This window comes from Magnetococcales bacterium (assembly GCA_015231925.1).
In the GTDB taxonomy this organism is placed as follows: domain Bacteria; phylum Pseudomonadota; class Magnetococcia; order Magnetococcales; family JADGAQ01; genus JADGAQ01.
Map to the genome: position 1 here is coordinate 1 of JADGAQ010000096.1, position 14,997 is coordinate 14,997.

Genomic DNA, 14,997 nt, shown 5'->3' on the forward strand with positions numbered 1-14,997 from the left:
GGTTGTATATTTTATAGAATAATATCAAATACAAAACAAACAAAACGTCAAAGGAAAAAACATTTTCTTTTTTTGATACTTAAAAGATAAATATTGAAAGTCAACGTCAATAGAAGGCTTTGCGGACCAGCATCAACAGCCACAACAGCAGATTCAACGCCAGCAACGTTCCGGCTCCGGCCAGCAAACCCAGGCGAAACCGCTCCCGGCTGCGGGCCCATCTCGCCAGGGGCCAAATCCAAACCCCTTGCACGAAACCGAACAGCAGATAGATCCCCGCCCCCACCAATCCCAGCCCCAGCCCGGCCGCCTCCAGCAGATGCACCCCGCCCAGCAGCACCAGAACCAGGCCCCACGCCAGCAAAAAGCCGTCAACCGGTCGCGTCCACATCATTTCCTCTCCCATCCGAAGGCTATTGCCGAGGCCTTATTATTCTTTCGAGGCACGAAAGAATAATATGGAATGGCTTATTCACTTTTGACTGCCTCTGTTCAGACATACGGGGGTTCGGGGGGGATTATCCCCCCCGACGGGTCCAGGGCAGCGCCCTGGGACTCTTCCTTTTGCTGTTGACTTCCAACCCCATGGGGTCCAGGGGGCACCCCTGGGACTTTTCCTTTCGCCGTTGACACGATCGTGCTGCACTGTGCAGGGGTCTGAATAGTTACGACCCCGGCAAATATCCGCACTGGGCCGAAACAACCGGTTGCCCGGATATCCACCGCCCCGACCGCTCCGCCGCCACCTTGCAGTTTTTCTTCCCTCCGGGAAAGGAGGAATCTTCGCCACGAGGCGCGACGGGGACTTGACGGGCCTGAATGACTTATGGCAACATTCCAACCTCCAAAAGCCCCTGATCTCTGAAGATTGATCATGAATTGTACCCTATACAACCGATTATTCCACCCTGAACCAACAAAGCCGCCCGGCACATCGCCTTTATTCCGCACTCTGTTGCTGATCGGCGTGGTGGCGTTGCCGTTGTTTGCGGCGGGAAGCACGGCGACATCTGCCGAACCGGCCCCCAACCCAACCATTACCCAAGAATGCCCCACCCCTCCCGAGCCCAAAAAACGGCCCCCAAAAGCCCCGGCAATCCCGGCAAAACCCACGGAAACAGCGCCCTCTTGCCCCGAAATCCATATCCACCAGACGATTAACCCGATGCCCGAGGTAAGGCAGCCGGTTTTGCCAAATGCCGAGACTGTTAAGCCGGGCGAGGCAGATTCCTCCCCGAAGAACCCACCCGACAAATCAGACTCCAAGCCCAATCCGGCGATTGAGGCGGGCAAGGAAGCGGTCTCCGAAAATTCCGCCCACTCCACCCCGCCCACCGGCCAAGCCCCCTCTTCCGCCGCCGGAGACAAAACAACTCCTGCTGCTGGAAATAAACATGAAAAGAACCATAAAACGTTACTGGATAATATAGAGGACACGCTTTACGATAAACTGCTAAGCTTTTCTATCTTCGGGCTTGAACGAAACACAGCAGAGGATTGGAAGCAGGCATTAAAATCTCCAATCACTTTTAATGGACCAACCGTCCTCGGTTTAATCATCCTTTACCTGTTTTTCGAAGTTATTGCACATTTGGCATGGCGACGCTATACGGACAAGTCTCAGTCAATCCCGGATCCGATAGTTTCAGAAAGCTGGAAAAGAAGAAAATTATTATTTATCAAATGCGAACGGATAATAATATTGTTAGTATTCATCGCATGGATGGCCATCGGCAGTTCGTATACCTATGTTCAGACCCTGTTCTTTCCTTTCATCCTTTATTGGATCGTCTATTATACTATAAAACACATACTTCTATCCCAGTTGTTCCTGATCTCCAGAGCCAACTATACCGCCAGATGGCATGACTCCTCCTCCTCTGCGAACGCCCAACAATCCACGCCTCCGTTGCCTTCCCATCAAAGCGCCTTTGACTTTCTGACCTCCATGACCAGAAGCCTGGGTCCATACAAGACTGGAGAACTCGTCGGATTGCAAGGAGGATGGGGCTCGGGCAAAAGCACCTTGTTGGAGCAGTTCCAAAACACCATTGACACGGAGCGACCAAACGGCGGCGGAGAACCCGCACTGGTGCTGCGTTTCGACGTATGGCGCTATCAAACCGTCCCGGATATGCAACGCGAACTTCTGGAACTGCTCCTGGCCAAGATGTTCGCCTTTCGCGGCTTGGAACTGCATCATATCCCGGTCAAATTGGGCATGTTCCACTTCCTGCAACTGCTCTCCCAACTCTTTCTGAAGCTCTCCTTCGAATCGAAAAACCTACCCTTCCAGTTGACCCTCGACACCACCACCCGACTGGAGTGGCAGGAGGAGCTGGAAAACCTGGTGGCCAGGCAACGCATCGTGGTCATTCTCGACGAAATCGACCGCGCCGCCCCCCAGGTGGCCATGGCGGCCATGGTGCTGATTCGCCGCTCCCTCTCCCTGCCGGGAGTGATGGTGGTCTTGCCCTACGTCGAAGAAGCCCTGCGCTACAAGGTCTTCAACCCCCTCAATCAATGCCATCAACTGGATATTGAAAACACCCTCTTCGCCATTCTCAGCCAGCAACACCAGACCAATCCCAACTTTCCGGTGGACGACCAGTACAACAAGGAGATGCGCGATACGATCCGGGCGGGAATCGCCGGCGGTGCAACCTCCCCTGCCGGTGCGGACGGCAAAACGCCCCCTGCCAACGACCCGGCGGGGCTGGGTGTCGAAAATGCCCATCAGGCCTTCATGCGGGCGGAATACCTGAAACTTCGCGATACCGCCCGCACCGACCTCACCAGACGCCGAGCCCTGGAACAGATTCATCGCCTCTTCGAGAACAAGTTTCTGCGGCAGTTCATCTATCTGCCACCGCCAACCCTGAAAGACCTCCTGCACCTCTTGCAATACTCACCTATTTTGAAGGGCATATTGGATGGCTGGAAACTGACCTTTTCAGAGATCGAACAACCCTTTGAGGAGGCCATGTTCCGGCTTTACAAGGAGGCAACGTGGCAAAACCGCCAATTCAACACCTCCATTCGCGAGTTGCTGGGCGCGCTGATCGGCACCCTGACCTATCTGCCACCCCTTCCCGGCGACTTGAGCCCCGATGAGATGCAACGCCAATTCGTCGCCCGCCTGATCCTCACCATCGGCCCCTTCATTCGTGCAACCGCCTCCGGAGCCACCTACCGTGATCGATAACCCCGAATCCGCGTCATCGGAGGAAATCACCCCCCCTTCCACCATGCCGCCTCCGGCTGACAATCAGGCCCTCCCCGCCCGTCTTAAAGAATATACCCGGCTTTTGTGGCATACCTGTTTTCTGGACCAACCGGAAGGAGGTAGTGCCGTATTCGACGCCTGGGCACTCTCCTTGCCGCTAGAAGTGTTCAACGTGATCCCGTCGCTGGACTCTCCCGTCGAGGCACTCACCTCCTCCGGCACACCCGGCTCCGAACTCTCCCGCAAACGCCTTCTCCTCGGCATTCAAAGCAACCTGGAGGCCCTTGGACCATCGCCGCAGCCAATAGACTTTGCCAACGTCATGGGCAGAGCAGCACCGCTGATCAAGGAACTGGAAACTAACGGTCAACTGGCCGATCTTGCCGAGATTACGGGGCTGTTCCTTGCCAATAAACTCGCTGCTTCCGCTTCGGGCTGTCTGCCTTTTTTTAAAGTACTTAGATTGAGAATTGTTGAACGCTTGAGAGTTATCCAAGACGAGGTATTGCTTTTGGCTTACTCAGAACTAGGCAAAATACTTGAAAGCTCAGACTTGAGGTACAGTATTCTTGCCATTGCTGTATTACAGGACTGTCTTGGCTTGATATTCAGAGGCTATTTTGACGAGGTACTCGTCATGAAATTACATCTTCCGGATAGAATAATGAACACAATCAATACGACTTTTTTTAGACATAAAAACGAACCTTCATTGGACACTTGGCGGAACAGTGGTATATATACATTATTACTTGGTGCTATTACTAGAGATCAGACTGTTATTAATCGACTAAGAAAAGAGGTGGTGGATCTGTTAGTTACGGATTCATCCATACTTGAATCTGGTGGTATTGTGGGGCCAGGGGGATTACAAGATCAGATCACCCCCCCGGCTGAACTCCGCAACGTTCCACTCGCAAGACTCTTCAACGACTGGGCTGAGAGCATCTACCGAAGAGAGGCCTTCGAACAATCTGCGGAAACATCCTGAGCCACTTTTCCAAATTATTGCCGCACCAAGCCGTGATTACCGGTTTTGACCTGCCCCCTCTCCCTCGGGGTGAGGGTCGGGGTGAGGAATTATTCTCTCGGCATTCACCTCGGTAAGAATATATTTATGGGCGCTTGTTTTGTATTTTTTTATGTTTAGGGGCAACAGACAAAGTCAAAGGACAGAACATTTCTTTTTTTTGATACTTAAAGGCAACATATTGAAAGGCAAATTCACCCCGTCCGTCTTGTCCGCACCTTCGCCCGCCCCGCTTCCTTCGGAACCCTGTCGCGCATCTGTCTCACCAGCCAACCCCAGGCCTCATCCCGCCCTAAATCCAACTCCCGGGTCTGCACCTTCCCCGCCCCCGGCTGCCGCGCCGTCCACTGCCCCTTCCGGTTCACCAAATCCACATCCAGCGTGATCTCATGCCCCTCCAAGGTCCACTCCGCCTGCAAGCCCCCCTCCGCCGTCGGATACAAATGCGGCAACGGCAAATCCCCCGGAAATAACCGCTCAAACCGATCATCAAACCAATCCAGATTCTCCTTGAGAAAAGCACGCCCCTCCCCATCCAACCACCCATCCGCCAACAAGCGGAAATCATCCAATCGCGCCGAAACATCCAGCGGATCCAACAACGTCAACTCCTCCACATTGTCGATACCCTGTAACCGGTTGGAACGGTTGTACCGCCCGATGCCCCGAACCTGAACCCGAACCCCCTTGGCGTAACCGTTGAAAGCCTGCATCAGCCGCTCATGATGTCGCGGCAAACGCGAAACCGGCAATCGCGTGCCATCCATGCGCTGCAAGGTGAAGGTCATGCGATCCTGATCCACCACCGGCACCCGGCCTCTCAAACAAACCTCTTCGGCAATCTCCTCCATTTTGGGAGAGGCAAACAGCAACTTGCGACGGGTGGGCCGGTCGAGGAATACCGTTTCCCCATTTTCCAGGGCGAAGTGTATCGATTCGTCCTCGCGCAGGCTGCGACCGAAGCGGTCGAAGAGGCTCAACAGGGGGTCGTTCAGATGCGTGGTGAGGGATTGGCTGGTATTGACGGCATGCAGGGCGGACAGAAAGCGGTAGCGGGCTTCCAGAAAGCAGCGATAGCCTTCGGAGGGGATCTCTTCGGGGGCATAGAGGCCTTTGGTCGGGGAGGAGAGGGTGATGGTGGCGGTGGCGCTGCCGGGTTCGAGGCCGGACAGACAGAGGGCGTGGCCGTCGGTGAAGCCTTGGGGCACGCGCTTGCGATGGGGGTTGTCCTGGAGGTAGTGCCATTTGGCCACTTCCAGCAGCATTTCCCCCAGGACGGCGAGGTCCTTGAGCATTTCGAGGGGGATGGTATGGGCGGCGAAGCGTTTGCCGACCAGACGCGGTTGCAGGAAGGGGGTGGCTTGGGTCATGGATCTCTCCCGGAATGGGTCGAACGTTCCGCTGACGTGAGCCGATGGGGATGAACGGGTATTTTGGCAGCGGGGCGACATTCTTACCTTGCCAGGGGAAAAATGCAATCCCTCAAGAAAAATAGGACGAAATATTTCAATGACAATATCATATATATACCCATCCTTTCCTTTCAATATTTTATCTTTTAAGTATCAAAAAAAGAAAATGTTCTATCCTTTGACTTTTCCGTTCTATCCTTTGTCCCCTATCCTTTGTCCTCTATCCTTTAGGCTCGCCCAGCTCACGGCCATCCTTTTCGGCGTCCTTTTGCCGAAAAGGATGGCCAAAAAGCGAGCCCGCCATTGACTCCGCTGTGGGTCAATCGTCCTTTTGATTGACCCACAGCGGAGGCGAATTGCCCGAAGTCGGAACACCGTCTCACCCCCGTGAGATCGAATCAAAAGGACGATTCGATCTCACGGGGGTAATAAAATGCCCGCCAGGTCGCCGAACCTCCGGGGATGAGGCCCCCGGAGGTTCGGCTCCCGTTTTTCTGGGCGGGAAAAAGGAGGAAAGTCAAAGGAAAAAGGAGGAACGTCAAAAGAAAAGTCAAAGGAAAAGTCCTGAGGGGGCAGCGGAGCTCCCCCTCAGACTCCCCCAACCCTTTTTACAACTTAAAGATTTACAAGGACGGATGAGCCATCTCTTTGATCAATCCGTCCCCGTGCACCCTTACCGCAAACCGCTTGCCGAAATGGCGCGTCACCTCCTGAAAATCCAACGCCTGCGCAATCATCTGCGGCGTACACCAAAACCGCCGCCCCCGACACACCACCTCCCGCGCATTGCGCCTCTCCTCCTCATCATTCGGATGCCCATAAGCATGCACCTCCCCCCGCCCCAACGCCGAATCCAACCCATGAAACTCAAACTGCCCATACCCCCACCACATCCCCAAATGCAAACAACGCAACGCCGTCGTCGAACCCCCTCCCACCAACTCCCGACCCACCAACTCGGGAACATCCACCCCCACCTCCGCATGCCACAACACCACCCGATGCCCCCGCAACGCCTCAAACACCGCCGGATGACACTGGGACGCCACATAGTAGGTCGCCCTGGGATCCGGATCCCGCAAAAACCCCGCCATCCCCTCCACCGGATCCAAAAACACCGCCGCATCAAAACCTACCCCCATGCGCCGTAAATGATCATGAACCGACCCCGCCGCCACCTTGAAACCCCGACTCCGCATCGCCGTCCCCAAACTGGCATGCAACGACGGCCCCCCGGCAAATACAATCATCGGCTCCCCCTTCGGTCGACCCGATACCGCCTCCGGCAACCCCAAACCCAAAGCATGCCTCACCTGCTCCCGAATCACCTCATCCGCCACCGGGTTGATCATGGTGGCCCGTTCAATCTTGGTGTACGACATAAGTAATACCTCCGTTCGAAAAAAAAGCCGAGAGATGGAAACGAAGGGCCGGACTGGCCATTCGCCTTCACCTCTCGGCGCATCAGACGGCGACTTTCAATATTTTTCTTTTAAGTATCAAAAAAAGAAAATGTTCTATCCTTTGACTTTGTATCTGTTCAGGAATACGGGGGTTCGGGGGGGATTATCCCCCCCGACTTACTCCAGGGCAGCGCCCCGGGACTCTTCCTTTCGCCGTTGACACGATCATGTCGCGCTGTGCAGGGGCCTGAATAGTTACTATTACTTCTTATATTCAGGTCGAAAAGGCGCCCATTTCACCCTGATTTGGGTTTGTTTTCGAGAGTCTGTCTTCGCATAAACCCATCCCCGTCTTGCCGGCACCTTCAAAAACGGGGAGGATGAGTCCCTCCCCTGGCCCCCCCTCCGGCGGGTCGAAGCCTTCACGAAGAGTGTGCAAAATGATCGGCTTGCTGCGCTTTTTTTGGGGCTTCGACCCGCTACGGCAACGTCAACGGACAGAACATTTCCTTTTTTTGATACTTAAAGGATAACATATTGAAAGGCATACCCTAATTCAGCTCATCCACCGCCAGGCTCAACCGCTCCACCACCTCCAGCACCCGTTCGGCGTTGCTGGAACGCGCCGCCAGCACCAGATGCATGGCTTCCATGCGCACCTTGGCCCAATTCTGCTCCGCCGCCAGGGCCTTGACCTGGCCGGCCACCTCCTCGATGGCCTCGAACCGTCCTGCCAACCCCGTGCCCCGCAACGGCGAAACCAGCGCCGTCAACCGGCCCCGGGGCGTCAGAACCTCCTCCTCCGCAACCACCGGCGGCCCCAGCAGGCGCGTCAAATCAAACTCCACCCCGCCCATGCGCCCCGATACCCGCACACAACGCAACAACTCCTCCGGGCGATAGGGCTTGGTCAGGAAATTATCCATCCCCGCATTCAAACAGTAATTCCGCATGCCGCTACGACGCGACAACCCCAGAATGGCCACCTCCTGACCACCCCGCTTCTCCCGCACCCGCATGGCCATGTGGTAACCATGCATGTCCGGAAGCTCCACCTCCAGCAGCATGCAGTCGAAGCCGCCCTTTTCGATATGCCCCAGCGCCTCGACGGCATCCCCGGTGGCCACCACACCGAAACCCGCCGTGCGGAACAAGGCCTCGGCCTGACCGCGACTGGCCTCCTCGGTGTCGAACAGCAGCAACTGCACCTGATCCCTCGGCTTGGGCAAAGGCGCCGCCGTACCCCGCAAACGACCTCTCGGGGACTGCCGCCCCACCTCGAACAGACGGTTGACCAGATCCACGAAGAGATCCCGCCGTACCGGTTTGATCAGCGAAATGCCGTCGTTGAGCCGCTCCAGCAGCGTGGGATCGGTCTCCCGATGGTTGGTGGGCAACAGGATCACCACCCGGCGACACAAATCCTCATGCTCGCCGATGAACTCCGCCAGGGTCACCCCGGAAAATCGCGGCAGCCGGCAATCCAAAACCGCCAGATCGAACGGCTTCCGCTGCGTCAGGGCCTCCTGCAGACGTTCGTAGGCCTCGCCCCCGTCCCGGGCTTCCACCACCTCGGCGGCGGCTCCCGCCAGAATCTCCCGCACCACATGGCGCAAACTGGCCTGCTCCGCCACCACCAGCGCCCGGAAACCGAAATGGCGCAACCGCCCGGTGAAAAAACTGCGGTTGGCCTCGCTCTCCAGGATTTCGAACGGCAGCCGCAAATGAAAGCGGCTGCCCTCCCCCAGCCGGCTGTCGACCCACAACTCGCCACCCATGAGCCGCGCCAGACGTCGCGATATGGTCAAGCCCAGCCCGGAACCCCCGAAACGCCGCGTGACCGACGAATCCCCCTGGGCGAAATCCTGGAATATCTCCTCCTGCTTTTCCGGGGAGATGCCCACCCCGGTATCCTCCACCACGATGTGAAGCTGCCCGCCGCCCCCTTCCCAGGGCTCCAGACGCAGAATCACCTCGCCGTGCAGGGTGAACTTGATGGCATTGTGCAGCAGGTTCACCAGAATCTGCCGCAATCGTCCCGGATCCCCCTTCACCTCCATGGGTATGCGCCAGTCGGCATCCACCACCAGCTCCAGCCGTTTGCGATGCGCCTCCACCGCCAGCACCTCGCAGGCCTGCCAGGCCAGCTCCAGCGGATTGAAGGAGATCCGGTCCAGCTTGAGACTCTCCGCATCCAAGCGGGAGAGATCCAGCACGTTGTTCAACAGCCCCAGCAGGGTGCGCGACGACTCCAGCACGATCTGCAGATGACGCCGCTGCTCGGCGTCCAGATCGGTGTTGAGTACCAGATCGGTCAGACCGATGATGGCGTTCATCGGGGTGCGAATCTCGTGGCTCATGGTGGCCAGAAAGGTGCTTTTGACCCGCAGAGCCTGCTCCGCCTCCTCCTTGGCCTCCCACAGATCGATAGTGCGCCGCTCCACCAGATCCTGCAGATGCTGCCGGTGTACGCGCAACTCCTCGGTGGCCAGTTTCTCCTGAATCACCCCCGCCAGGGTGTTGACCACCATGCGCAGATAGCGTTCTTTCTCCGGATCGGGATGGTGCCCCCCCTCCACATAGAGGTTGAGAACCCCCAGCAACTCCCCCTGGGCCTGAATCGGCAGACAGTAGTGGCCGTGTTCCGTGATGCCGGGAAAGGTGATGTCGTGGTCGGTGTCCAGACAGGCCTTGAAAACCACCTCCTGCCGCTGGGCCGCCTTGCCGCAGAGACACTGGCCGAAGTTCACCCTGGCGCAGGCGCTCAACAGCGGCGTCGACAACCCCACCTGAGCCCGCAACACCAGAAACGGCGCCCCCTGGTCGTCGCGTTCCACCAGGAAGATGCTGCCCTTGCGCAGAATGGTCAGCCAGCTGCTGCCCAAAACGATCCTCAGCGCTTCGTCCAACTGGTGTTGAAGCGTCAGGGGACGAATGGCCGTTTCGAGAAGCTGGGCAATCACCTCTCGGGCCTTATGATGCATCGGCAGGGACGGATCCGCGGATATCGCCATGGGGCTTACGCTTTCGATTCGGGTCGGCATCGAAGAAAAATATGGCCGTTTCACACCCCCAGGTCAACAAGCGACTTGCGAATTATTGCATTCGAAGGAATCATACCCCCATTGATGGAAATCGTTGCGGAGGAAAAGATCATGTTGGCCACACCCTTGCGTTTCGTTTTGCTGCTCTTTCTGCTCGCCGGTCTGGCGGCCTGCGCCACGCCGTCGGGGAAAATCATCGAAAAACCCCGCATCGATCTGGAAAAAATCCGCCCCGGAGAGGTTTCGCTGCTCAGGCAGAACTTCATTTTGAGTTTTCGGGTCACCAATCCCAACCGGGTACCCCTGCCGGTTTCGGGCATCAAGCTCAACGTGACCCTCATGGGCAAGGAGGTGGCCACCGCGTTGGATCAGGGTGCCTTCTCGGTTCCGGCGGGCGGCGCGACCTCCTTCGACGCCACCGTCTCCCTCAACTGGCGGGAGACCCTGGGGCCCCTGGTGGCCTGGCTCGGCGGCAAGGGTGAACCCCTCTCCTGGAAGGTTCTGGGTGAACTGGGCGTCGATCTGCCCCTCGTCGGACCCTTCCGCATCGAAGAGCAGGGAAGCCTGGCCCTGCCCCCGGTGTTGAAGCCCGACAGCCCCAAACCTCCCGCCGAAACCCCGGCTGTTCAGACCCTTTGAGGTGATGTCCCCATGGCGAAGCGACCCTTTTCCAATTCCCTGTCCAAGCTGGAGAGCAGCGTCTTCGACCGCACCGACAGCGACGAAGAGGAGATCTCCGAACGCCCCTACAATCTGGCCTACGGGGGCATTCTGCTGGCCATGATGCTGGCCATACACCTGCTGGTGACCCGTTTCGACCCCTACCTGCTGATCGCCTGGATCGGCAGCCGCTCCTCCGGCTTGAGCATCGGGTTGACCCTCTTCGGGCTGGGGCTGATGCTCTATTTCAAGGTGCGCCAGCCCCTTTCCATGGTCACCGCCATCCTGACCATGGGATTGAGCCTGGCCCTGGTGGCCCATCTGGGGCTGATGCACCTCTCCCCGGAAACCACGCCCCGCATGGTTCTGGTTCTCGGCATGGCCATCGGCCTGATGACCCTGGTGGGCGGTGCGCTGCCTGTGGTCTTCACCTTCCCCAAGGTCGGCGTTGGTCTGGCGTTTCTGTTCGCCGCCTTCGCCACCTGGTTCTGGTGGAACCTCTTCGAGTCCCCTCCCGCCGAGGTGGAGCTCGTCTCCACCACCCTCATCAGCCTCTTCCTGGGGTTCGACTGGGTGCGCGCCAACGCCATACCCCTCTGCCTCGGCTATGCGGCGGAAGCGGCGGGAGAGACGTTCCTGGGTATTTTTCTGATTCCCCTGCGGCTGGCCGACTTCATCTTCGAAAAGCTCTCCGCGTAGCGACAACGAGTTTTGCCATGAGTGACTCCCGCAAAAAAGTCCGGGGGCAGACGCCTCCCTTTTCCCTTTCCACCGGGCACGACAAGCCTTTGAAGGTGGTGGCCCGGCGTTGCAGCCTCTACAACCTCACCGGCTATGCCCATCCTTTGCGGCAACATCCCGGCGAGATGCCCGAAACCCTGCCGTTAACCGCTCCCTCGCCCGGAAGACCCTATTATTTGAAGGGGTTTCTGAATTGAGCGACGCGAGAGGGTTGCTCCGGCTCACGCTGCTCCTTGGCTGTTTGTCCACGCCCCTTTTCGCCGCCGGAGAGCCCGCACTCCGGGTGGAGCGCACCGCCGGCTCCGGCGGCGTGGTGATGCACTGGGGGAGCGACGCCCTTCTCGACCCGTTGGGGTTGGGGCAATCCGGCGTCATACGCCTTTCCCCGGCCTTGTCCCGGCAGGTGGAGGAGCGTTTGCGGGCCACGGAGGAGCTGGGCGGGCCCCTGGCCGAAGAGGGTCTGTCCGTGGCGCGGGTTCAGGCCTTGCGACATCAATTCGAGGGCGAGCCCGCCGATGCGGCGTTGCGGGAGAGCGCCCCGGAAACCTGGCTGGGTTTGCGGCTGCTGCACAGTCGATTTCTGGCGCTGGTGGCCTTTCGCCTGGCTGATGCGGAGTTGATGGACGAAGTGATCGGGCGGCTGCGGGCGGATCGGTCCCTGCGCGCCAAAAGCGATCCCGCCTCGATGGGCGAGGCTTTGCATTTGTCGGCATTTGCGCATCGGGTCCGGGGGGAGGCGACTTCGCCGGCCTCTCTGCGGGAGGCGGATCAAGAGGTTGCCGCCGCCTTGCGGATCACCTCGCCGGATCGCCAGAGGGCGCTCTGGGCGGGTTTGCGCCATTTGCAGGGCCGCATCGGACTGGAGTTGGCCCGCATGGAGGGGCGGATGGCGCTGTTGGACGAGGCGGTCGCCGCCTTCGAGGAGGGTTTGGGGGTTGCGGATGCGGGGTTGCCGGCGCAGCGGGCTTTGATTCTGGGGGATCTGGGGCAGGCTCTGCTGGAGAAGGGTTGGCAATTGCAGGATGGTGCGGTGCTGCAGCGGGGGCAAGCGGTGATGGAGGAGGCGCTGGCGCTGCACGGGGCGCTTCCCCTGGCCCGGGCGCGGGATCAGCAGCGGCTGGGGCAGTTGCTGGTGGTGCGCAGTGAGCTGGAGGGGGATCCCTCTTTGGCGGAGCAGGGGGTGACGCGGCTGTATCAGGTCTTGGAGGTGGTGGATCGGGAGCAGCATGCTTTGTGGTGGTCTCAGGTGACGCAATGGTTGGCCAGGGGGCTCATTGCCCGCTCGCCGACGGATATGGCGCGGTTGCAGGAGGCTTTCGAGCTGGCGCAGAAGGCCGAGGTGGTGCCGCAACTGGAGGCCTGGCCGTTGCGACAGGCCGATTGCCGCCTGGTGCAGGGGTTGGCCCGGCTGCGTCAGGCGCAGGTGGAGAAGAGTGCGGAGCGGTATCGGGAGGCGCGGGAGATTTTTCAGGCGGCGGATGGGTTTTATGCCATGCGCCTGGCGGAGTGGAGCCGGGAGCGACTGCAGAGGCTGGCAACGAAGGACTGAAGACTGCCTTTTAATCTTTTATCTTTTAAGTATCAAAAAAGGAAATGTTCTGTCCTTTGACTTTTGTTTGTTGTTTTATATAAATTTTTGTATCCGTTCAGATATACGGGGGTTCGGGGGGGATTATCCCCCCCGACTTACTCCAGGGCAGCGCCCTGGGACTTTTCCTTTTGCCGTTGACTTCCGACCCCATGGGGTCCAGGGGGCACCCCTGGGACTTTTCCTTTTGCCGTTGACACGATCATGCTGCACCCTGCAGGGGTCTGAATAGTTACGATTTTTTCAATTATTTCAACTGATAACGGATAAAGTCAAAAGACAGAACATTTTCTTTTTTTGATACTTAAAAGATAACATATTGAAAGGCGAAGGCCTGACGTGATCAAGAAGATCGAATTCATCAACTGGAAAAGCCTGGCCAACGCCACGCTGCACATCGACCCCCTCACGATTCTGATCGGGGCCAACGCCAGCGGCAAGTCCAACGTCCTGGATGCCCTGTTGTTTCTGCAACGTATCGCCTCGGGAATCAGCCTGACCCAGGCGTTGGAAGGCAATGCGAGCCTGCCCGCAATACGCGGTGGATTGGATTGGGCGGCACTCAAAGGAAAGGTCGACTTCACTCTGACAGTAACCCTTGACGAACCAGACCATAACGACTTGAAGGTAACCGTAGTCGCTTCCGTTATCAATAAATATGCTTTTTCCGTAAATGGCTATCCGGAGGATGTCGCCCACTCCCAGCTTCGCAACCTCTTCATCCTCGACCCCATCCCCTCCCACATGCGGGGCTACAGTGCCTTGTCCCCCTCCCTCTCGCCCGACGCCGCCAATCTGGCGGGGGTGATGGCCGCCCTGCCCGAGGCGAAACAGGCCGAGCTGAACCAGGCCATCGACACCTATCTGCGACACCTGCCGGAACAGGATCTGGGCTCCGTGCGCGCCGAAAAGGTGGGCCACTTCGGCTCGGACGCCATGCTCTACTGCGAGGAGGTTTGGGGAGACGGTCCACCTCAACTCATCGATGCCCGCAACATGTCCGACGGCACTCTGCGTTTTCTGGCCATTCTGGTGGCCCTGCTCACCCGCCCCGCCGGCAGCCTGCTGGTCATCGAGGAGGTGGACAGCGGACTGCACCCCTCCCGCGCCGATCTGCTGGTGCGCATGCTCAAAGAGGTGGGCGGCTCCCGTGGGGTGGATGTATTGGCCACCACCCACAACCCCGCCCTGCTCGACGCTCTGGGACCGGGCCTTTTTCCCTGCGTGACGGTGGCCCATCGCGATCCTCGCACCGGGCACACTCAACTGACTCCGCTGGATCAAATCGACCGGCTGCCCAAGCTGCTGGCCATGGGCTCCCTGGGCCGCCTCTCCACCTCGGGACGGTTGGAAAAGGCCGTGTCCGGGCAGGAGGATGATTGATCATGGGTGGCAAGGTGATCGTTTTCGATACCAGCATCCTCTGTGTCTGGTTGCAGGTTCCCGGCAAGGAGAGTTGCGGAGCGACAACCGATCCCTGGGACTTCAAGCGGGTGGCCGACCTGATTCAAAAGGAGGAGAAGGCCGGATCCACCTTCGTGTTGCCTATGGCCGCCATCATCGAAACCGGCAACCACATCAGCCAATGTTCCGGAGATCGTTACCAACTGGCGGGCAAACTGGCGGACCTGATGCGCAAAACCGCCCTACACTCCTCGCCGTGGGCCGCGTTTACCGCCGAATCGTCGTTGTGTGTTGCGCATCGACTGGCCGCATTGGCCGATACCTGGCCCAAACTGGCCAGCCAGAAACTCTCCCTGGGCGACACGACCATCAAGGAGGTGGCCGATTATTATGCCAAAAGTGGCTACGCCGTGGACATTCTCACCGGCGACAAGGGTCTCAAAAGCCTGCAACCCACCCCCATGCCTCGTCGTCGTGCCGGTAGTCAAT

General features: G+C 58.4%; 12 protein-coding genes. 8 read left to right on the plus strand and 4 right to left on the minus strand.

Translation table 11 applies throughout. From position 1 onward, the window contains the following. Window positions 1–106 precede the first annotated feature (106 nt). On the minus strand, window positions 107–394 hold the full coding sequence (locus HQL56_11500; GenBank protein MBF0310142.1) for a hypothetical protein: 288 nt from the start codon (window positions 392–394) through the stop codon (window positions 107–109). A 1,308-nt stretch (window positions 395–1,702) separates the two neighbouring features. Here HQL56_11500 and HQL56_11505 point away from each other — a divergent pair. Together HQL56_11505 and HQL56_11510 are read left to right on the plus strand one after the other, a co-directional pair. After that, window positions 1,703–3,205: a hypothetical protein gene (locus tag HQL56_11505; GenBank protein ID MBF0310143.1), complete on the plus strand. Its 1,503-nt coding sequence runs from the start codon at window positions 1,703–1,705 to the stop codon at window positions 3,203–3,205. Further along, window positions 3,195–4,217, plus strand: a complete 1,023-nt coding sequence (locus HQL56_11510; protein ID MBF0310144.1) for a hypothetical protein — start codon at window positions 3,195–3,197, stop codon at window positions 4,215–4,217. Before HQL56_11505 ends, HQL56_11510 begins: the two co-directional genes overlap by 11 nt. 233 nt (window positions 4,218–4,450) lie before the next feature. On the opposite strand, the gene HQL56_11515 is transcribed toward HQL56_11510, so the two are convergent. The 3 genes from HQL56_11515 to HQL56_11525 form a co-directional block, all read right to left on the minus strand. After that, a complete protein-coding gene (locus HQL56_11515) occupies window positions 4,451–5,626 on the minus strand; it encodes a hypothetical protein (protein ID MBF0310145.1) in 1,176 nt (391 codons plus the stop codon). A gap of 665 nt (window positions 5,627–6,291) precedes the next feature. Further along, the gene (locus HQL56_11520; protein ID MBF0310146.1) at window positions 6,292–7,050 is read right to left on the minus strand and encodes a hypothetical protein; all 759 of its coding nucleotides are present in this window, start codon (window positions 7,048–7,050) and stop codon (window positions 6,292–6,294) included. Between the two features lie 572 nt (window positions 7,051–7,622). Then, window positions 7,623–10,085, minus strand: a complete 2,463-nt coding sequence (locus HQL56_11525) for a response regulator (GenBank protein ID MBF0310147.1) — start codon at window positions 10,083–10,085, stop codon at window positions 7,623–7,625. Between the two features lie 141 nt (window positions 10,086–10,226). Here HQL56_11525 and HQL56_11530 point away from each other — a divergent pair, with 141 nt between their 5' ends. The 6 genes from HQL56_11530 to HQL56_11555 all read left to right on the plus strand — a co-directional run. Further along, window positions 10,227–10,754, plus strand: coding sequence for an LEA type 2 family protein (locus tag HQL56_11530; protein ID MBF0310148.1), 528 nt, complete (start codon window positions 10,227–10,229; stop codon window positions 10,752–10,754). 12 nt (window positions 10,755–10,766) lie between these two features. Next, complete coding sequence (locus HQL56_11535; protein ID MBF0310149.1) at window positions 10,767–11,474, plus strand: hypothetical protein; 708 nt, start codon at window positions 10,767–10,769, stop codon at window positions 11,472–11,474. A 17-nt stretch (window positions 11,475–11,491) separates the two neighbouring features. Continuing rightward, window positions 11,492–11,713, plus strand: coding sequence for a hypothetical protein (locus HQL56_11540; GenBank protein ID MBF0310150.1), 222 nt, complete (start codon window positions 11,492–11,494; stop codon window positions 11,711–11,713). Further along, window positions 11,710–13,065 (plus strand): hypothetical protein, encoded by a 1,356-nt coding sequence (locus HQL56_11545; GenBank protein ID MBF0310151.1) that lies wholly within the window; start codon window positions 11,710–11,712, stop codon window positions 13,063–13,065. The genes HQL56_11540 and HQL56_11545 overlap by 4 nt, the downstream gene beginning before the upstream one ends. Window positions 13,066–13,443: 378 nt before the next feature. Further along, window positions 13,444–14,487, plus strand: coding sequence for an AAA family ATPase (locus HQL56_11550; GenBank protein MBF0310152.1), 1,044 nt, complete (start codon window positions 13,444–13,446; stop codon window positions 14,485–14,487). A gap of 2 nt (window positions 14,488–14,489) precedes the next feature. Further along, a partial coding sequence (locus tag HQL56_11555; GenBank protein ID MBF0310153.1) for a hypothetical protein occupies window positions 14,490–14,997 on the plus strand: 508 nt, incomplete at its 3' end.

Bases quoted from the DNA above. Each gene is read 5' to 3' on its own strand.
- HQL56_11500 (MBF0310142.1), bottom strand. From the start codon at position 394: ATGATGTGGACGCGACCGGTTGACGGCTTTTTGCTGGCGTGGGGCCTG.
- HQL56_11515 (MBF0310145.1), bottom strand. From the start codon at position 5,626: ATGACCCAAGCCACCCCCTTCCTGCAACCGCGTCTGGTCGGCAAACGC.
- HQL56_11520 (MBF0310146.1), bottom strand. From the start codon at position 7,050: ATGTCGTACACCAAGATTGAACGGGCCACCATGATCAACCCGGTGGCG.
- HQL56_11525 (MBF0310147.1), bottom strand. From the start codon at position 10,085: ATGGCGATATCCGCGGATCCGTCCCTGCCGATGCATCATAAGGCCCGA.
- HQL56_11530 (MBF0310148.1), top strand. From the start codon at position 10,227: ATGTTGGCCACACCCTTGCGTTTCGTTTTGCTGCTCTTTCTGCTCGCC.
- HQL56_11535 (MBF0310149.1), top strand. From the start codon at position 10,767: ATGGCGAAGCGACCCTTTTCCAATTCCCTGTCCAAGCTGGAGAGCAGC.
- HQL56_11540 (MBF0310150.1), top strand. From the start codon at position 11,492: ATGAGTGACTCCCGCAAAAAAGTCCGGGGGCAGACGCCTCCCTTTTCC.